Genomic DNA, 17,892 nt, shown 5'->3' with positions numbered 1-17,892 from the left:
TTGGGACTCAGACCTTTTCGAGCATGCACTGAAGCGGGTGCTGGTTCTGTCTGGCGAAATCGAGAACCTGCGCGACCTTGGTCTCGGCGACTTCGTAGCTGAAGATCCCGCACACCCCGACACCCTTCTGGTGGACATGGAGCATCACCCGCGTCGCGGCTTCCATGTCCATGCGGAAGAACCGCTGAAGCACGAGCACCACGAATTCCATCGGCGTGTAATCGTCGTTGAGCAGCAGGACGCGGTACGGCGTCGGTTGCTTGGTCTTGGAACGCGTACGCGTCGCGACTCCGGTGCTGCCGTCCCGATCGGAATCGTCGGTTCCGTCGTCGCGGCGCTCAGCCATGGAGAGGGGGTTTGGGTCAATCATGCAGCGCTAAAATATGGCATTGCAGCCCTTCAGGGCAAGGGGTTCGCATAAAGGAAAAGGGCGGCTCCCGTCGGGAACCGCCCTTTGCCGTCACAACGGGAAAATCGCTTATGCGGCGACCTTCACCTTTTCGACCGCAACCGCGACGCGGTTCGAGATCGGCTGCGCGATTTCGCCGAGCAGCTTGACGTAGCCCTCGGTGAACTTGGCGGTTTCCGCCATCATCGAATCCATCGCTTGCTTGGTCATCTCGCTGTGGAGCTTGAAGAAATCGGTCGGCGACTTGATCGATGCGAACTGGCTCGCGGTGGTGCTCGCCTTCTCGACCGAATTGCGGACATAGTCGCTGGTGTAGCGCGCGATATCCTCGGCACCCTTGGCCGCGATCTTGCTCGACTCGACGACTGCCTCGAGGTTGCCCTTCGAGAACTCGCTCAGCTCTGCAATCATCTTCGAGCCCTTCTCCATCGCGGTCTTCGCGCGATCGTTCGCATCGGCGAACATCGTCTTCGCCTGGGTCTGCGCGGTGTCTGCGGCGGTGTTGATCGTTGCGTCCATGGTGCTGAGGTCCTTCTGCGTGATGGCCGTCGCAGGCGCGATGGCGGGGGGTGATTCGGTCTGGGTCGAGATCGTGGGTTCGGGATCGGTCGGTTCGGGGCTGGCCAGGACTGGCTCCGCGGGAGCGGCCGGTTCGCTCGGAACGACCGCCGCAGGAAGCGTTGCCGCCACATCGGGTGTCACCGGGGCAGGCGCGGGCACCGCGACGGGCAATGGCTTGGCGATCGATCGGCCGACGGCGGCCTTGGCAACTGGCTTGGCCGGGGCGGGCTGTGCGACGAACGGCACGGGCGGGGTCTCAGCTGCAGCCTTGGGACCAGTGGCCAACGACTTGGTGGTCCGCTTGGGAGCGATCGATTTCGGGCCTTTGCTCGCCATGACCAGCGTTCTCCTACGACACATTTGCTGCGCTGCAATATATCGTAAGATTCGCTTGGACACAATATCTATGGTGCACTGCAACATGCACAATTCGATTTAGCCAGGTGTTTGGGATTTAGGGACTATTTTCCTGCTAACGGGCCTTTACGTAGATTCCCGGAGCGTCGTCCAGCGGTGCCAGCGGCCCTTCGCCCGGGACGCGCGGACCCGTTGCTGGGACATGATCCTGCCCCTGCGTCCGCAGCCAGTCGTTCCAGTCCGGCCACCAGCTTCCCTTGGTCTCGGTTGCTCCCGCGACAAAGTCCTCGAACCGCTCCACGGGTGCAGGATTGAGCCAATATTGGTACTTCTTTGCCGACGGCGGATTGACCACGCCCGCGATATGCCCCGACCCCGCCAGCACGAAGCGTTTGGGGCCGATAAAATGCCGCATCATCGCCCAGACGCTTTCCGCAGGCGCGATATGATCCTCGCGCCCGGCCTGGATGTAGGCGGGGGTGGCGACTCGCGACAGGTCGATCGGCGTCCCGAGCGCGGTCATCTCGCCCGGCTTCGCCAGGCGGTTGTCGCGGTACAGGTCGGTCAGATAGGCGATGTGCCAGGCCGCGGGCAGGTTGGTCGTGTCGCCGTTCCAGTGGAGCAGGTCGAACGGCGCATAATCCTTGCCGAGCAAATAGTTGTTGGTGACGTAGTTCCAGATCAGGTCGCGCCCGCGGAGCTGGTTGAACACCGCCGCCATATACCGCCCGTCGAGGAACCCGTCCGGCGTCAGTGAACGGATCAGCGCGAGTTGGTCGTCGGCGACGAAATGGAGCAATTCGCCCGCCTTCTCGAAATCGACCTGTGCGGTGAAGAAGGTAGCGCTGGCGACTTTGTCCGCTTCGTCCCGCGCCGCGAGGATCGCTAGCGTTGCCGCCAGTGTCGTACCCGCGACGCAATAGCCGATCGTATGGACGGCGGGCACGTCGAGCGCGCCGCGGATCGTATCGATCGCGTCGATCTGCGCACCGATATAGTCGTCCCACACGACATGCTTCATCGTCGCATCCGCGGAGCGCCACGATACCATGAACACGGTGATGCCTTGTTCGACCGCCCAGCGGATGAAGCTCTTTTCGGGGCTCAGGTCGAGGATGTAGAAGCGGTTGATCCACGGCGGGAAGATCACCAGCGGGGTGGCCAGCACGTTCTCGGTGGTGGGGCTGTACTGGATCAGTTCGTACAATTCGGTGCGATGGACGACCTTGCCGGGCGTCATCGCGATGTTGCGCCCGAGTTCGAACGCGCTCTGATCGGTATGCGTCAATTGCCCCTTGCCGAGATCGGCGAGCATGTTCTGCAAGCCCTTCAGCAGGTTCTCGCCGCGCGTCTCGATCGTCTTCTCGATCACCTCGGGGTTGGTGGCGGGGAAATTGGTCGGGCTCATCGCATCGAGGAAGCCGCGCGCAGTGAAGCGCATCTGCTCGCGCTGCTTGTCATCGACGCCGTCCACTGCCTCGATCTGCGCGAGCATCGTGTCGGACACGAGGAAATAGCTCTGGCGGATGAAATCGAACACCGGGTCATCGTGCCAGCGCGAATCCTTGAACCGCTTGTCGCGCGCGCGGTCGGGTGCCTCGGCACGCGGCGCCGGTGGGGTCGTCGGATCGAGCATCCGCTGCCACAAGGTCAGGCTCTGCGTCCAGAAATCCTGCGTTCGTGCGATCGTCGCGGGATCGGTCAGGCCGGGGATCGCCGGGAACATCGCGTTGCTTGCGGTCATCGTCGCGATGCCCTGTTCGAGCAGCATCTGTTGGGCGCGTCCGAGCACCCAGGTCCAGTGCTGCATGTCGGCGAGGCTTGGCTGGGCGGAGCCGCCCGGCGTGGTGGTTTCCGATTCGGCCATGACATCCTCGATCCCGTTTCCCCGCCTTCTATCGCGTCGCGTCGATCCCGTCATTCCGGATCACGTCCGCAATCAACCGCTTGGCCGCAACGCGTCAAAAGGACGCTGCTTTTGCACGCAAACAAACCCGGGGTGACGAAGCGCGCGGCTTTGGCGTAAGGATCGGTCTCCTCAAGCCGGGTTTCGCGCAATGTCCGACGATTTCTACCGCATCAAACGCCTGCCACCGTATGTCATCGCCGAAGTCAACGCGATGCGCGCGGCCGCGCGAGCGGGCGGGGAAGACATCATCGATCTTGGCATGGGCAACCCCGATCTGCCGCCGCCGCCGCACGTGATCGAGAAACTGATCGAAGTGGTGCGCAAGCCCGACGCGCATGGCTATTCGCAGTCCAAGGGGATTCCGGGCCTGCGTCGTGCGCAGGCCAATTATTACGGGCGCCGCTTCGGGGTGGATCTCGATCCCGAGACCGAAGTCGTCGTGACGATGGGGTCGAAGGAGGGGCTAGCCAGCCTTGCGACGGCAATCACCGCGCCGGGCGACGTCGTGCTCGCACCCAATCCGTCCTATCCGATCCACACCTTCGGCTTCATCATCGCGGGGGCCACGATCCGCGCGGTGCCGACCACGCCCGATGAAGCCTATTTCGAATCGCTCGAGCGCGCGATGGCGTTCACCGTGCCGCGTCCGTCGGTGCTGGTGGTCAACTACCCGTCCAACCCCACCGCGGAAGCGGTCGACCTCGCCTTTTACGAACGGCTGGTGGCGTGGGCGAAAGAGAACCAGGTCTGGATCGTCTCCGACCTCGCCTATTCCGAGCTCTATTACGACGGCAATCCGACGCCTTCGATCCTGCAGGTGCCGGGCGCCAAGGACATTGCGGTCGAATTCACTTCGCTCAGCAAGACTTATTCGATGGCGGGCTGGCGGATCGGCTTCGCGGTCGGCAACGCCAAGCTGATCGCGGCGATGACTCGCGTCAAATCCTACCTCGATTACGGCGCGTTCACCCCGATCCAGGCGGCGGCGTGCGCGGCGCTCAACGGGCCGCAGGATATCGTCGAGGCAAACCGCCAGCTGTACCACAAGCGCCGCGACGTGATGGTCGAGAGCTTCGGGCGTGCCGGATGGGACATTCCCGCCCCGCGCGCGTCGATGTTCGCCTGGGCCCCGCTCCCGCCCGCGCTCGCGCACCTAGGTAGCCTTGAGTTCTCCAAACAATTGCTGACAAGCGCCAACGTCGCGGTTGCGCCAGGGGTTGGCTATGGCGAGAACGGAGAAGGCTTTGTGCGCATCGCGATGGTCGAGAACGAGCAGCGGCTGCGGCAGGCCGCGCGCAACGTGAGGAAGTATCTCCAGTCGATGGGCGTCAACACGCCAAGCGCCAAGGCCGGTTGACCCCAGCCAAATGATCAATCCCCTGTACTCGATGGCCGGCGTTCTCGTCGGCCTCGTCGTCGGCTTGACCGGGGTCGGCGGCGGCTCGTTGATGACGCCGCTGCTCGTGCTCGCGTTCGGTTTCCACCCCGCCACCGCGGTCGGCACCGATTTGCTCTATGCCTCCGCCACCAAAACGGTGGGCACGACCGTCCACGGCTGGCGTGGGACGGTCGACTGGAGCGTCGTCGGGCGGCTCGCCGCGGGGAGCGTCCCCGCGGCGTTGCTGACGCTCGTCATCCTCCATTACGAAGGCGAGCGGTCCGCCAATACCGGGCACGTTATCTCGGTCGCGTTGGGCATCACGCTGCTGCTGTCGGGGATCGCGACGCTGCTGCGCAGGCGGATCGTTGCGGCGCTGTCGCAACGGCTGGGCGCGGTCGATCCGCGGCGGCAGGCGCGGATGACGATCCTGCTCGGCGCGGTGCTCGGGGTGCTGGTGTCGCTGACCTCGGTCGGCGCGGGTGCGCTCGGGATGACCGCGTTGCTGATCCTGTATCCCACATTGCCGATCAACCGGCTGGTCGGCTCCGACATCGCGCATGCGGTGCCGCTGACGCTGCTCGGCGGGATCGGGCACTGGATTCTGGGGTCGGTCGACGGATCGTTGCTGGTGTCGCTGCTGATCGGGTCGATTCCCGGGATCATCGTCGGCAGCGTGATCGCGACGCGCGTCTCGGACCGCGTGCTGAGCCCGATCCTCGCGGTTGTGCTGGCGCTCGTCGGCATTAAGTTGCTGTTTTGATGCGCGAAGGGTTCGCCTTTTCCACGCGCTTCCGCGTGCGCTATGCCGAGATCGACGGGCAGAAGGTCGTCTTCAACTCGCGCTATCTCGAATATGCCGATGTCGCGGTCACCGAATTCTGGGAGTGGACCGGGATCGGCGACGCACTGGGCGCGGCGTGGCACGAGACCGAATTCCACGTACGGCATAGCGCGGTGGATTATCTCCGCCCGTTTGTGCTCGGCGATACGGTCGAGGCGTTTGTGCGGATCGACCGGATCGGCGGGTCGAGCCTGACGCAGCGGTTCGAGCTGTGCCACGCCGAGACGGGCGACCTGCACACGGTGATCGTGATGACGGTGGTCAACGTCCATCTGCCGACGGGCAAGGCAGTGCAGATCGCGGACGACGTGCGGGGGTTCCTGGAGCGGATGCCTAGTTGAAAGCTTGGTTTCTGCGAAAACAGGAGTCCAGAGTAACGAAACACACCGTCTGTAACCCTGGGTTCCTGCCTGCGCAGGAGCACAAGACGTCAGTGGTCCTTCACCCCGACCGTCAGATCGAACCGGATCTTGACCCATGCCCCTATCATCGGCTTCCCGCCGATCCGCGGTGGGCGGACGCGGAACTGCCATGCTGCCAGTCGTAGCGCACGCGAAAGGCCCGATCCCGGTGGGGATTCGCCCAAGGAACGACAATTCTCGACGTGATAATCTTCGATCGTCTTGCACGCGATCAGCCCCCAGCCGCTTTGCAAACCGGCGGGGAGATAGGTCGCCAGTTCGGCATGCGTGGGCTCGCGATACCATTCCGCGTTGTAGAGCGTCGCGCCGCCCGGCCCCTCGCCTGGACCATAGGCCGCGACGCTGTCCTTGCCCTTGCCCTTGCCCTCCGAATCACCTTCGCCCTGATGCGACGGGATCTTGCCGATGTCCGTCGCGGCGAACTCGTCGTGGCTCATCTCGATAAATTTAGGGCGTACGGGCGTGACTACGGGCGGCGGTGCGACCGGTGGGGGCGGCGCGGGCGAAGTCGTAGTGGTGGCGGTGCGTTCCTTGGTCGGCTTGCGCGTCGGCTGAGTCGGCTTGGGCGTCAGCGATGGCACATCGGGCGGAACTTCGAACGTCTTCAACTCGCGCTGCGGCTTTGGGGGCGTGAACACGCCAGTGCCGAGCTGCAGCAGCAACAGCGCGACGAGGCCCTCGACGACCAACGCAAGGATGATGCCGCGCGCGCGGCCGCGATCATTGGAAGAACGGTAAGTCGAGGATGCCATCAAGTCGGTGCCCAGAGCGCTTGCTCGCGCGCTGCACGATAATCAGGGCGATTCAAAGGCCCATGATTCCGCATGACGACGAATTCATCCCGCATCGGCAGGTTGAGTCGTCCAGCCGAGCGTCGGGATCGTCACCGATCGCTTGCCCGCCAGGTCGATCCGCGTGACGAACAGGTTGCGCCCCTCGATATAGGTAAGCACGCGCCGTGCGCGGCCGAGCGAGCTGGTGCCGTAGGTCTGCGCGATCTCGGCGTCGCTCGGGCACGGCTGGCCCTCGCGCGCCGCCTTTGCGACGAGCAGGAACGCGCCGAGCATTTCATCGGGAAGTTCGTGCGCGGTCGCGATCGCCTCGGCCCAGTCGCTGTCGAGACCGTCGAGGATTCCGGCGCGTGCGGCTGCCAAGCGGCGTGCAAAGCCGGATGGATCGAGCGGGGCGGGCGAGACGCCGACCATCCGGCAGCGGACCTGGAAGTCCTGGTAGAGGATCGCCGCGGGTCGCGCGGTCGAATCCGGGTCCTCGACGATCGCGGACAGCACGTCGCGGACCACCGCGGCGAGTTCCTCCTTGCTATGGCGCGGCACCTCGGGGACGGGATCGGGAGTCGAGTCCGCCTCGATCCGGTCGATCACCTTGGCGGCAGGCGCAGGGCGCGGCGGGGCCGCGGGCATCGGCATCGGTTCCTCGAGTCCGAGTAACAGCTGCTGCTTCATCTCGCCGGTCGGTGCGTCGGGCAAGGGCGTCAGCACCGGCCCGCCACCGCGCGACCCGGTTTCGACCGAGCCGACCTTGATCGACACCGGACGGCGGCTGACCGCCGGCCCGAGTGCGAGGAAGGTGCCGCGCGGGAGGTCACGGATCTGTTCGGCCTGGCGGCGCTCCATTCCAAGCAAATCGGCCGCACGCGCCATGTCGATGTCGAGGAAGGTACGCCCCATCAGGAAGTTGGAGGCTTCTGCCGCGACGTTCTTGGCGAGTTTCGCCAGCCGCTGGGTCGCGATGATCCCGGCGAGACCGCGCTTGCGCCCGCGACACATCAGGTTGGTCATCGCGCCGAGCGACGCACGGCGGACTTCCTCGCTCACTTCCGCGCCCATCGACGGCGCGAACACCTGTGCCTCGTCGACCACGACAAGCGCCGGGAACCAGTGCTCGCGCGGCGCGTCGAACAGCGCAGAAAGGAAGGCGGCGGCGCAGCGCATCTGCCCTTCCATCTCGAGCCCTTCGAGATCTAGCACGACCGACGAGCGATGTTCGCGAATCCGCGTGCCGAAGCGCGCGATCTCGCCGACCGAATAGTCCGCCGCCGAAATCGCGATATGCCCGTAGACGTCGGCGAGCGTGACGAAATCGCCCTCGGGATCGATGATGATCTGCTGGACCTGGCCTGCGCTGCGTTCGAGCAAGCGGCGCAGCAGGTGCGACTTTCCCGAGCCGGAATTGCCCTGGACCAGCAGTCGCGTCGCCAGCAATTCCTCGAGATCGATCGGCACCGGTTGCCCGCCCGTGTCGAGCCCCATGTCGACTTGAAATGTCATGCAGGTCCAATGGCCGATGCCGGGGGGCATGAGCAAGCGTGGTGACGCGTTTGCGACGGATGAATCGCGCCGCTCCCTCTACAAACCGGCTGCGCCCGTTCGCTACGGCTGGCTGTCCGTAACGGCGGTGTGCCCGAACCCGTCCGCCAGGACGCGCCGCCGCACGATCGCCTCGGGCATTTCGGTCGCGATGTACCGCATCAGTCCCTCGCGAATGTCGCATCGCAGGTCGAATGCGATCGATGCATCCTGCGCGGTTGCGAGCACGCGCAGTTGCAGCGCGTCGACCGTCGTGTCGGTCACCTGCAGGTTCCAGAAACGTTTGTCCCAGCGCGGATTGTCCTGAACGATCAGCCCGGCGCGTTCGCGCAGCCGCGCGACGTCTGCGGACGGATCGACATAGAAGAACACCGATCCCAGCAATTGCGCGTTCGACCGCGTCCAATTCTGGAAACTGTCCTCAAGGAACTTGCTGACCGGCACGACCAGACGCCGCTCGTCCCAGATTCGTACGACGACATAGGTCAGCCGTATTTCCTCGATCCGCCCCCACTCGCCCTCGATGATGACGACGTCGTCGAGCCGGATCGGCTCGGTGAAGGCAAGCTGGAACCCCGCGATCAGGTTCTTTAGCGCAGGCTGCGCCGCGGCGCCGACCGCCAGACCGGCAAGCCCCGCCGACGCCATCAGCGTGACGCCGACCGAACGGATCGCGGGAATACTGAGCAACATCATGCACAGCGTGATGAAGACGACGCAGATTACCGCGATCCGCGTCAGGATCGCGTAGCGCGTGCGCTTGCGGCGCGCCTTGAGATTGTCCGCGACGCTGACGTCGTAGCGCAAGTCGACGATGTCGTTGACCGCGCGGATCATCGCGATCACCATCCAGCCGACCAGCGCAGGAATGACGAACCCGGCGATCTGCTGCCCGAACGCCGCCTGATATTTCGGCAGGTCGATCGCGCGTCCCGCCATGCTCAGCGCGACCGCGACGAAGATCCAGCGCAACGGCGCGGCGATCCGCTCGACCACGACATTGTCGGCACGGGTCGGGGTCCGTTCGGTGAACCGGCGGAGCGCCAGCATCGCGACGCGGTAGGACACCAGCGCGATCACAATCGCAATCGCGAAGGTCAGCGCAGCGGCAAGCCGCTGCTCCCACAGATGCGACAATCCAAGGTCGCCGATCACAATATCTCCGCTGACTGAGGTAATGCTGCGCTGCCGCAGCGCTGCTCTAACGGATCAACGCGATCGGGCGTTCCGATCCCTTGCGTCAGATCCAGTTGCGCCCGTCCGCAGCACCGCAGCCGAGCGGCGGCATTTGTCCCGGGAAACGGGCGTGCAGCTTGGCGCAGCCCCATTGGCGCAGCGGCGCTGGCGCATAACCGTTCAGCGCGATGCCGACTTCACTATACGGCGTATCGGTATAAGCGACATACATGTACCAGCGACTGCCGAACATCACGACGATCGCGACTGCAACCACGACCAGAACTTGCAGCAGCTTCTTCATGACGATCCCCTTGTTGTTCAAGGCGGGAGGCCATGACCGTGATCATATACCCACGCAAGCGATATTGATTTAAATCAATATTCTTGATCGAAGGCCGAAGAACGACCGACCGTGTCGGCACCAAGCCTTTCGCCGTCGCGACCGCACGGTATAAGGGCGCCCATGACCACGCTTCGCACCATCGACGCCAGCATTGCCGTCGCCCCGCAGATCGCGCCCGAGGCGATCGCCGAGCTCGCTGCGGCGGGCTTTACCGATATCATCAACAATCGCCCCGACGGCGAGGATTTCGGCCAGCCGGACGGCGACGAGATCGCCGCCGCTGCCGCCGCCGCGGGCATGACCTACACCGCGATCCCCGTGACGCAGGCTGGTTTCTCACACCCGCAGATCGACGCGATGGCGGCCGTGCTGGACAAGGCCAAGGGGCCGGTGCTCGCCTATTGCCGCTCGGGCACGCGGTCGTGCAACCTGTGGGCGCTCGCCGCGGTCAAGGCGGGCGCGCACCCCGACGCGGTCATGGCGAAGGCGGCGGCGGCAGGATACGACCTGACTGGTCTGCGCCCGTTGCTCGACGCGTTGTCCACCCCGCAGTGACTCAGACCGGCGCGCGTCGATGCCGTTGAGCTGGGACGCGATCGGTTATGGCCTCGCCGGACTGATCGGTCTTGCGCTGGTTGCGCGCTGGCTGCGGCTGGCGGAAAGCCGGATCGGCGATGCCGCGCAAGCGCGCGAGATGGCGGAGAATTTGCTCGCGGGGTTCGTCGCGCACGGGGCGGTGGTCGGCACCGACGGCAATGCCGCGCTTGTCGCAGGCAGCGGCGCGGTCGCGATGCTCAAGCGGCGGGGCGCCAAGGTCGTCGCGCGGCGGTTGCTCCCCCCGGTTGCGCTGAGCCAGGATGTCGAGGGCGTGCGGGTCGAGACGGGCGAGCAGATGTTCGGCGGCGTGCTGCTGTTCGGCGTGACCGCGGACGAGGTCCGGTCGCTCGAATCTGCGCTGACCTTTCACTGATACCGCGACACGGAGCCTCTGGCAGGCACCCGGGGTTCGTGCCAAGTTCTCCCCTCAAGGCACGTCGGCAGCATAGCCACGGCCGCGGAGCGCGAGAGGACAACCTGTGGAAGAAGCCGACATCGTCGTCATCGGGGGAGGATCGGGCGGTGCCGCCGCCGCGGGGCGGTTGAGCGAGGGCGGCAAGTTCTCGGTCGTGCTGCTGGAGGCGGGGGGGCGGAATACCGGGCTTCGCACGCGGATGCCGGCGATGCTCGCGTTCCAGACCCTCAAGACCAACTGGAATTACGAAACCGTCCCGCAAGCCGGGCTCAACGGTCGTCGCGGCCACCAGCCGCGCGGCAAGGGACTCGGCGGGTCGAGCGCGATCAACGCGATGATCTACATCCGCGGTAATCGCTGGGATTACGACAATTGGGCGGCGATGGGGTGCCCAGGCTGGGCGTATGACGACGTGCTGCCGTGGTTCAAGCGCAGCGAACGCAACACGCGCGGCGGCGATGCCTTCCACGGCGGCGAAGGGCCGTTGTGGGTCAGCGAACAGCATCACGCCAATCCCGGCAGCCGCGATTTCGTCGCGGCGGGGGAAAGCCTGCAGATCCCGCACAATGACGATTTCAACGGCGTGCGGCAGGAGGGAATCGGGCTGTACCAGGTGACGCAGAGGAACGGCGAGCGCTGGACCTCTGCGCGCGCGTATCTCGGCGATGGGCCGCGCCTCGCCAATCTGGCGGTAATGACGGGGGTCACGGTCGAGCGCGTGCTGTTCGACGGTGTCCGCGCAAGCGGGGTCGCCTATCAGCAGGACGGCGCGATGCGCCAGATCCGCGCGCGGCGCGCGGTGATTCTTGCGGGCGGGGTGTTCGGCACCGCGCAGTTGCTGCAACTGTCGGGGATCGGCCCCGCGGGCCATCTGCGCGACCACGGCATTGCAGTGCGGGTGGACCGGGCGGCGGTCGGCGCGAACCTGCAGGATCACATTGACTATGTCGCCTCGTTCGAGACGCCGGGGACGCAGTTCGTCGGCAGTTCGCTGAAAGGCACGCTCGCGATGGCGGGGGGCATGATCCAGTGGCTGCGCAAGCGGCAGGGGATGATGACGACCCCGTTCGCCGAGGCAGGCGCGTTCCTCAAGGTCATGCCCGATGCGCCCGCGCCCGACGTCCAGCTCCATTTCGTGGTGGCTGCGCTGGAGGATCATGGCCGGACCAAGGTGAAAGGGCATGGCTATTCGTGCCACGTCTGCGTGCTCCGCCCGGAAAGCCACGGAACGGTGCGGCTGGCGTCGACCGACCCGCACGACGCGCCGGCGATCGACCCCGCCTTCCTGACCGATCCGCGCGACATGGCGGTGATGAAAGCCGGTGTCCGCGCAATGTACCGCATCCTCGAACAGCCCCCGCTGACCGATCATATGGGCCGCGACCGCCACCCGGTCGACCTGTCCGACGACGCGGCGCTCGAGGACCTGATCCGCTCGCGTGCGGACACGGTGTATCACCCGGTCGGGACCGCGCGGATGGGGTCGGATGCGGACGCCGTTTGCGATCCGCGGCTGCGCGTGCGCGGGGTGGAGGGGCTGTACGTCGCGGATGCATCGGTGATGCCCAAGCTCGTCTCGGGCAATACCAATGCACCGTCGATCATGATCGGGGAACGCTGTGCCGATTTCGTGACGACCGACCTCAGGTAAGCGCCTAGGCGCTGGCCATGGATCGTAAGGACTGGACCAGGATCGGGACGGCGGCAGTGATGCTCCTCGTCCCCGGCGGCTTCGCACTCGGCGCTGTGCTAGCGGCGCGGCGCTTTCGCGCGGCGCGGGCGGAAAAGGGGACCGGGCCATCGGGCAGCGAAGACGATTTGGACGAAGGCCGCGAGGATCGCGCTTGAGCTTGAGGGAAGTGGTCCTCCCAGGTGTCATCCCCGCGCAGGCGGCGATTCGTACCGGCTGGCCATTCGCCCGACCCGACGCCAGTCCCTTTAGAACCGTCGCACTACCGCCAGAAACGCCTCGCCATACGCCTCGAGTTTGCGCGTCCCGACCCCGGTGATCCGCCCCATTGCGCCGAGCGATGCCGGACGCAGGTTTGCCATTTCGCGCAGCACCGAATCGTGGAAGATCACATAAGGCGGCACGCTCGCCTCGAGCGCGAGTTCGCGGCGTTTGGCACGCAGCGCCTCGAACAGCGGATCGCCGCTCGGGTTCGCCGCCGCACCACTGCCTGCTCCGCCGCGCGCGCGCCGGGTCCGCTTGGGCGGGACGATCAGGTCGACGCGATCGTTCTCTTTCAAAATGCCGCGGGCGCCGGGGCCGAACTCCAGCCCGCCGAAATCGTTCGCGCGGAGCGCATCGCGCAGCAGCAACGCGCGTCCGACCGGCTTGATCAGCGCGGCTTCCTCCGGGGAGGAGGCGATCCCGAATACGCCGAGCGCTTCATGCCCGTTCATCAGGCTGCGTTCGCTCGACTGGCCCATCAGGACCTGTTCGATATAGCCCGCGCCAAAGCTCTGGCCCGTGCGAAAGACGGCGGAAAGGAACTTCCTCGCCACCTCCGTCGCGTCGACGCTGGCGGGCGGGGAGATGCAGTTGTCGCAATTGCCACAATTCTCCGGCGAATCGTCGCCGAAATGCTTGAGCAGGATGCGGCGGCGGCACCCCGCGGTCTCGGCGAGCGCGCCGAGTGCCGCAAGCCGTTGCCGCTCGCCCGGCTGGCGCGCAGGCTCGACCTCGCCGATCCGCTGGCGTGCACGCGCGAAATCCTCGGCACCCCAGAAGAGATGCGCCATCGCCGGATCGCCGTCGCGCCCCGCGCGGCCGGTTTCCTGATAATAGGCCTCGATCGATTTGGGCAGACCGGCGTGGGCGACGAAGCGGACGTCGGGCTTGTCGATCCCCATGCCGAACGCGACCGTCGCGCACATCACCATATCCTCGGACGCGACGAAATCGGCCTGGTTACGCGCGCGGACCGACGGATCGAGCCCGGCATGATAGGCGCGCGTCGGGCGGCCGGTCTTGGCGAGCGCCTCGGCCATCTTCTCGGTGCCAGCCCGACTCTGGACATAGACGATCCCCGCGCCGGGCGTCTCCGCGATCAGGTCGGCGATCTGGCGGGTGGCATTGTCCTTGGGGCTGATGCGATACTGGATGTTGGGACGGTCGAAGCCTGCGACGATCATCCCGTCGTGCGGGATGCCGAGCTGGTCGAGGATGTCCGCGCGGGTGTGCGCATCGGCGGTCGCGGTCAGCGCCAGCCTGGGCACGTCCGGGAACGCATCGAGCAGCGGGCGGAGCAGGCGGTAATCGGGGCGGAAGTCATGCCCCCATTCGGACACGCAATGTGCTTCGTCGATCGCGAACAGCGCGAGCGGCGCTTGTCCGAGCAAGTCGCGGAAGCTCTGGCTCGATGCGCGTTCGGGCGCGACGTACAGCAGGTCGAGGTCGCCGCGGCGGAAGCGCGCGATCGTCTCCATCTGGTCGGTGTCGACCGAGGTCAGCGTCGCCGCGCTGATCCCGATCGCGGTCGCCGCGCGCAGCTGGTCGTGCATCAGCGCGATCAGCGGCGAGACGACGACGCAGGTGCCGTTGAGCGCGACCGCGGGAAGCTGATAGCAGAGCGACTTGCCCGCGCCGGTCGGCATCACCGCGAGCGTGTTCTCGCCCGCGAGCACGCGCTCGACGACCGACCCCTGGACGCCGCGAAACGCCGGGAAGCCGAAGGTGGATTGCAGGATGGGGAGAGGATCAACCACGGTCTAGGCCAAGAAAAAGGATGATGGCGTGATCGACACGGCGCATCAGGGGCTCTTCGAGCTTGCCGACATGCTTGTCCAGCTTTTCACGCCGAACCGTCACCAGTTCGTGAACGGTGACATAGGATTGCACGCGCAACCCGTTCGTCGCGCTCGGGGTGACGGGGACGCTGATCGACAGCTGACTGGCGCGGTCGTCGCTCGTGATGAGCGCAAGGACGATCGTCGAAATCCCGAGATAGGCGGTGTCCTGGACGATCAGCGCCGGGCGCGGCTTTCCCGCAAAGCCCGATCCTGCGGCGACGGTGACGATGTCACCGCGCGTCACGGTGCGCCGTCCGGACCCCAATCATAGTCCGCATCGGGCCAATGCTGGACCGCTTCGATGAAGGCGGACGTATCGGTTTCGCCCTGCATGGCGTTGATCACCGCCGTGTCCCGGACGACGTTCGCCTGAAACGCTGCACTCGCGCGATCGGGCAGCCACAAGGTCCGCGCGCGCAAGCCCTGCGCGCGGAGCGCCGCGCGGCGCTTGGCGACGCGTTCGGCGCTGGTCATCGGTCGTTCCATGCCCATTGCGGCGGTCTCCGGACGGTGTCGTTACATGTAACGCTGGCGGGGTGCGCTCACAAGGTTTTCACGAAACGTTCTTGCACAAGCCGGGGCTGCACAGCACATGCAAGGCTATGGAACGCGTTACCGACAACAAGGCCGAGGCCGAATTCGAACTGATCGTGAGTGGCCAGCGCGCCGTTGCGGCGTATCAGCTGGAGGGCGACACGATCGTCTTCACCCACACGATCGTCCCCAAGGCGATCGAGGGGCGAGGAGTCGCATCCAAGCTGATCCGCGCCGCACTTGATTCGGCGCGCGACCGCGGACTGAAGGTCATTTCGCAATGTCCGTTCGTGACGGCCTATATCGAGAAACACCCGGAATATCGCGCGCTGCTAGGGTAGGGTGCCCTAACCTAGGTGCCGATTTCAACCGTTTGCGCGGGCGAATGCAGCGGCTTCGGCAACCTGTTCGGCGTCAGGGGTGACGCCGGTGTAGAGCACAAACTGGTCGAGCGCCTGCAAGGTCGCGACTTCGGCCCCCGTGATCACGCGCTTGCCGGCCGTGCGTGCTGCCCGCAGCAACGGTGTTTCGGGCGGATATTGGACGACATCCACCACCACCGTGCTTGCCGCGATCATCGCTTCCGGGAAGGCGAGCGCGTCTGCGTCGCCGCCGGTCATGCCGATCGGCGTGACGTTGAGTAGCAGTCCGGCCCCCGCGTCCTGGTCCACGTCGGCACGCCAGCCGAAACCGTAGAGCGCCGCCAGCGTCTGTCCCACGTCCGCGTTGCGCGCAACGACCGTCCCGTCGCGAAAGCCCGCGTCGCGCAAAGCGGCCGCGACCGCTTTCGCCATCCCGCCCGACCCCCGCAGCACGAAGCGCGTGGCAGGATCGATATCGGCGATCAGCCGCGCAACCGCGGCATAATCAGTATTGTGCCCGGTCAGCACGCCGTCTTCGTTGACGATCGTATTGACGCTATCGATCGCCGCCGCCGAGGGCGCGAGCCCGTTGAGCATGGGGATCACCGCTTCCTTGAACGGCATCGAGATCGCGCAGCCGCGAATGTCGAGCGCGCGGATCCCGCGCACCGCGCCTTCCAGGTCCTGCGTCGAGAACGCCTTGTAGACGAAATCCAGCCCCAGCGTTTCGTACAGCCGGTTGTGGAAGCGCGTCCCGAAATTGCCCGGGCGCGCCGCCAGCGACATGCACAGCCGCGTGTCACGATTGATCAGGGGCTTGTTGGGCATGTGCCTCTTCCTTAGTCCGCCAGCGCCTCGGCGATCAGCGTGCGAGTGTTGTCGATCCCGTACAGCGCGATGAAGCTGCCCATCCGCGGCCCCTGCGACGACCCAAGCAGCGTTTCGTACAACGCGCCGAACCAGCTGCGCAGCGGATCGAACCCGCCTTCGTTGCCGATCGCATAGACGATGTTCTGCAAGTCGACCGCCGAGGCATCCGCGGGTGCCGCAGCCAGATCGCGATCGAGCCGTTCGAGCGCTGCGACCTCGATCCCCAGGGGCTTGCGACGCTGGAGCGTTGGCGCGACGAAATCGCGGTTGTAGGCGAGCGCATGGCCGATCAGCGCGTCGAGCTCGGGCGTGATCTCGCCTTCAACGTAATTGCTGAGGTAGCCGCGCACCTGCTCCGCGGTCGCGCCCGCGCCGAGTACGCCGACAAGGTTGAGCAGCAGCCCGAACGTCACCGGCGGGGTCGTCCCCGGCACCGCGCCGTCGTGGATGTGATGCACCGGATTGCCGAGCTTCTGCTCGACCGGAAGCGCGGCATATTTCCCGCGGAAGTCGAAATAGTCGTCCACCGCGCGCGGGATGACGCCGACGTGGAGCTGCTTGGCCTTTTTGGGTTCGCGGTAGGCGAAGAAGGACAGGCTCTCCTGCGTGCCGTAATCGAGCCACTGCTCGAGTGTCAGGCCATTGCCCTTCGACTTGGAGATCTTCTCGCCCTTTTCGTCGAGGAACATCTCGTAGATCAGCCCCTCCGGCGGGCGACCGCCGAGCACGCGCGCGATCTTGCCCGATTGCACGCCGCTGTCGATCAGATCCTTGCCGTACATCTCGTAATCGACGCCCAACGCGACCCAGCGCATTGCCCAGTCGACTTTCCATTGCAGCTTGGCGTGGCCGCCGAGGATCGATTGCACCAGCACTTCGCCGTCGCTGTCGGTGAAGCGGATCGTGCCCTCCTCGACATTGACGACCTCGACCGGGACCTGAAGCACGACCCCGGTCTTGGGGCTGATCGGCAGGATCGGCGAATAGGTCGCGGCGCGCTCCTTACGTAGCGTCGGCAGCATCACGCCCATGATCGCGGCATAATTGCGCAGCACGCCCTTCAGCGCATCGTCGAACACGCCGGCTTCATATTGCGAGGCGGACGAGATGAATTCGTATTCGAACCCGAAGCGATCCAGGAAATCGCGCAGCATCGCATTGTTGTGCGCGGCGAAACTCTCGAACTTCTCGAACGGATCTGGAATCCGGCTGAGCGGCTTGCCGAGATGCTCGGTCAGCATCGCCTGGTTGGGAACGTTGTCGGGCACCTTGCGCAACCCGTCCATGTCGTCGCTGAACTCGATCAGCCGGGTCGGCGCGTCGGACAGCGTCTGGAACGCGTGGCGCACCATCGTCGTGCGCAGCACTTCGTTGAACGTGCCGATATGCGGCAGCCCCGAGGGACCGTAGCCCGTTTCGAAGATGACGGGTGCGCCACCGGGTTTGCCGTCGGGACACCGCTTGAGGAGCTTGCGCGCCTCCTCATAGGGCCAGGCTTTGGAGTCTTGGGCGGCGGTGCGAAAGGCTGTGTCGGTCATAATCCCCCGCGTTTGCCGCTTTAGGGGGGCAAGCGCAAATGCTATGCTGTTT

The 17,892-nt window shown here is 65.6% G+C and carries 20 protein-coding genes; 8 read left to right on the top strand and 12 right to left on the bottom strand.

The features are described from left to right. Nucleotides 1–7: 7 nt before the first annotated feature. The 3 genes from clpS to AC3WJR_RS15625 form a co-directional block, all read right to left on the bottom strand. The gene (gene clpS / locus AC3WJR_RS15635) at nt 8–346 is read right to left on the bottom strand and encodes an ATP-dependent Clp protease adapter ClpS (protein WP_354278751.1); all 339 of its coding nucleotides are present in this window, start codon (nt 344–346) and stop codon (nt 8–10) included. A gap of 132 nt (nt 347–478) precedes the next feature. Next, nucleotides 479–1,306: a phasin family protein gene (locus AC3WJR_RS15630; RefSeq protein WP_492725872.1), complete on the bottom strand. Its 828-nt coding sequence runs from the start codon at nt 1,304–1,306 to the stop codon at nt 479–481. A 136-nt stretch (nt 1,307–1,442) separates the two neighbouring features. Beyond that, on the bottom strand, nt 1,443–3,194 hold the full coding sequence (locus tag AC3WJR_RS15625) for a PHA/PHB synthase family protein (RefSeq protein ID WP_492725870.1): 1,752 nt from the start codon (nt 3,192–3,194) through the stop codon (nt 1,443–1,445). A gap of 190 nt (nt 3,195–3,384) precedes the next feature. On the opposite strand from AC3WJR_RS15625, the gene AC3WJR_RS15620 reads away from it, so the two are divergent. The 3 genes from AC3WJR_RS15620 to AC3WJR_RS15610 are packed head-to-tail and all read left to right on the top strand — an operon-like array spanning nt 3,385 to nt 5,799. Further along, complete coding sequence (locus AC3WJR_RS15620) at nt 3,385–4,593, top strand: LL-diaminopimelate aminotransferase (RefSeq protein ID WP_354278754.1); 1,209 nt, start codon at nt 3,385–3,387, stop codon at nt 4,591–4,593. Nucleotides 4,594–4,603: 10 nt separating this feature from the next. Next, nucleotides 4,604–5,377 carry a sulfite exporter TauE/SafE family protein gene (locus tag AC3WJR_RS15615; RefSeq protein ID WP_492725868.1) on the top strand — a complete coding sequence of 258 codons (774 nt, stop codon included), beginning with the start codon at nt 4,604–4,606 and terminating at the stop codon, nt 5,375–5,377. Continuing rightward, nucleotides 5,377–5,799 (top strand): acyl-CoA thioesterase, encoded by a 423-nt coding sequence (locus AC3WJR_RS15610; RefSeq protein ID WP_492725866.1) that lies wholly within the window; start codon nt 5,377–5,379, stop codon nt 5,797–5,799. Before AC3WJR_RS15615 ends, AC3WJR_RS15610 begins: the two co-directional genes overlap by 1 nt. Nucleotides 5,800–5,888: 89 nt before the next feature. On the opposite strand, the gene AC3WJR_RS15605 is transcribed toward AC3WJR_RS15610, so the two are convergent. The 4 genes from AC3WJR_RS15605 to AC3WJR_RS15590 all read right to left on the bottom strand — a co-directional run bounded on the left by AC3WJR_RS15605 (nt 5,889) and on the right by AC3WJR_RS15590 (nt 9,687). Next, complete coding sequence (locus tag AC3WJR_RS15605; RefSeq protein ID WP_492725864.1) at nt 5,889–6,632, bottom strand: hypothetical protein; 744 nt, start codon at nt 6,630–6,632, stop codon at nt 5,889–5,891. An 84-nt stretch (nt 6,633–6,716) separates the two neighbouring features. After that, nucleotides 6,717–8,168 carry an ATP-binding protein gene (locus tag AC3WJR_RS15600; protein ID WP_492725862.1) on the bottom strand — a complete coding sequence of 484 codons (1,452 nt, stop codon included), beginning with the start codon at nt 8,166–8,168 and terminating at the stop codon, nt 6,717–6,719. Nucleotides 8,169–8,270: 102 nt separating this feature from the next. Then, nucleotides 8,271–9,365: a mechanosensitive ion channel family protein gene (locus AC3WJR_RS15595; RefSeq protein ID WP_492726187.1), complete on the bottom strand. Its 1,095-nt coding sequence runs from the start codon at nt 9,363–9,365 to the stop codon at nt 8,271–8,273. Between the two features lie 82 nt (nt 9,366–9,447). Continuing rightward, nucleotides 9,448–9,687, bottom strand: a complete 240-nt coding sequence (locus tag AC3WJR_RS15590; protein WP_492725860.1) for a hypothetical protein — start codon at nt 9,685–9,687, stop codon at nt 9,448–9,450. Nucleotides 9,688–9,849: 162 nt separating this feature from the next. Here AC3WJR_RS15590 and AC3WJR_RS15585 point away from each other — a divergent pair, with 162 nt between their 5' ends. The 4 genes from AC3WJR_RS15585 (at nt 9,850) to AC3WJR_RS15570 (ending at nt 12,589) form a co-directional block, all read left to right on the top strand. Next, nucleotides 9,850–10,284, top strand: a complete 435-nt coding sequence (locus tag AC3WJR_RS15585; RefSeq protein ID WP_492725858.1) for a protein tyrosine phosphatase family protein — start codon at nt 9,850–9,852, stop codon at nt 10,282–10,284. 19 nt (nt 10,285–10,303) lie between these two features. Continuing rightward, nucleotides 10,304–10,699: a hypothetical protein gene (locus AC3WJR_RS15580; protein ID WP_492725856.1), complete on the top strand. Its 396-nt coding sequence runs from the start codon at nt 10,304–10,306 to the stop codon at nt 10,697–10,699. Between the two features lie 106 nt (nt 10,700–10,805). Beyond that, the gene (locus tag AC3WJR_RS15575) at nt 10,806–12,392 is read left to right on the top strand and encodes a GMC family oxidoreductase (protein WP_492725854.1); all 1,587 of its coding nucleotides are present in this window, start codon (nt 10,806–10,808) and stop codon (nt 12,390–12,392) included. A gap of 17 nt (nt 12,393–12,409) precedes the next feature. Beyond that, nucleotides 12,410–12,589, top strand: coding sequence for a hypothetical protein (locus AC3WJR_RS15570; protein WP_492725852.1), 180 nt, complete (start codon nt 12,410–12,412; stop codon nt 12,587–12,589). A 90-nt stretch (nt 12,590–12,679) separates the two neighbouring features. Here the strand turns inward: AC3WJR_RS15570 and recQ are convergent, their stop codons facing one another. Genes recQ through AC3WJR_RS15555 form a run of 3 tightly spaced genes read right to left on the bottom strand, consistent with a single transcriptional unit; the run spans nt 12,680 to nt 15,010 of the window. After that, on the bottom strand, nt 12,680–14,452 hold the full coding sequence (recQ, locus tag AC3WJR_RS15565; protein ID WP_492725850.1) for a DNA helicase RecQ: 1,773 nt from the start codon (nt 14,450–14,452) through the stop codon (nt 12,680–12,682). Beyond that, nucleotides 14,445–14,780: a type II toxin-antitoxin system PemK/MazF family toxin gene (locus tag AC3WJR_RS15560; RefSeq protein ID WP_492725848.1), complete on the bottom strand. Its 336-nt coding sequence runs from the start codon at nt 14,778–14,780 to the stop codon at nt 14,445–14,447. The genes recQ and AC3WJR_RS15560 overlap by 8 nt, the downstream gene beginning before the upstream one ends. Further along, nucleotides 14,777–15,010 carry an antitoxin MazE-like protein gene (locus tag AC3WJR_RS15555; protein ID WP_492725846.1) on the bottom strand — a complete coding sequence of 78 codons (234 nt, stop codon included), beginning with the start codon at nt 15,008–15,010 and terminating at the stop codon, nt 14,777–14,779. Before AC3WJR_RS15555 ends, AC3WJR_RS15560 begins: the two co-directional genes overlap by 4 nt. Nucleotides 15,011–15,138: 128 nt before the next feature. On the opposite strand from AC3WJR_RS15555, the gene AC3WJR_RS15550 reads away from it, so the two are divergent. Then, on the top strand, nt 15,139–15,411 hold the full coding sequence (locus tag AC3WJR_RS15550; protein WP_354278766.1) for a GNAT family N-acetyltransferase: 273 nt from the start codon (nt 15,139–15,141) through the stop codon (nt 15,409–15,411). Nucleotides 15,412–15,435: 24 nt separating this feature from the next. Here AC3WJR_RS15550 and AC3WJR_RS15545 read toward each other — a convergent pair whose 3' ends face one another. Both AC3WJR_RS15545 and AC3WJR_RS15540 read right to left on the bottom strand, forming a co-directional pair. Beyond that, nucleotides 15,436–16,260: a shikimate 5-dehydrogenase gene (locus AC3WJR_RS15545; RefSeq protein WP_492725843.1), complete on the bottom strand. Its 825-nt coding sequence runs from the start codon at nt 16,258–16,260 to the stop codon at nt 15,436–15,438. An 11-nt stretch (nt 16,261–16,271) separates the two neighbouring features. Beyond that, nucleotides 16,272–17,840: a lysine--tRNA ligase gene (locus tag AC3WJR_RS15540; protein WP_492725841.1), complete on the bottom strand. Its 1,569-nt coding sequence runs from the start codon at nt 17,838–17,840 to the stop codon at nt 16,272–16,274. Nucleotides 17,841–17,892: the final 52 nt, after the last annotated feature.

This window comes from Sphingomonas sp. FW306-05-A, assembly GCF_058782275.1.
Note: the sequence above shows the minus strand (reverse complement) of the source record. Positions and strands in the feature narration are given on the sequence as shown.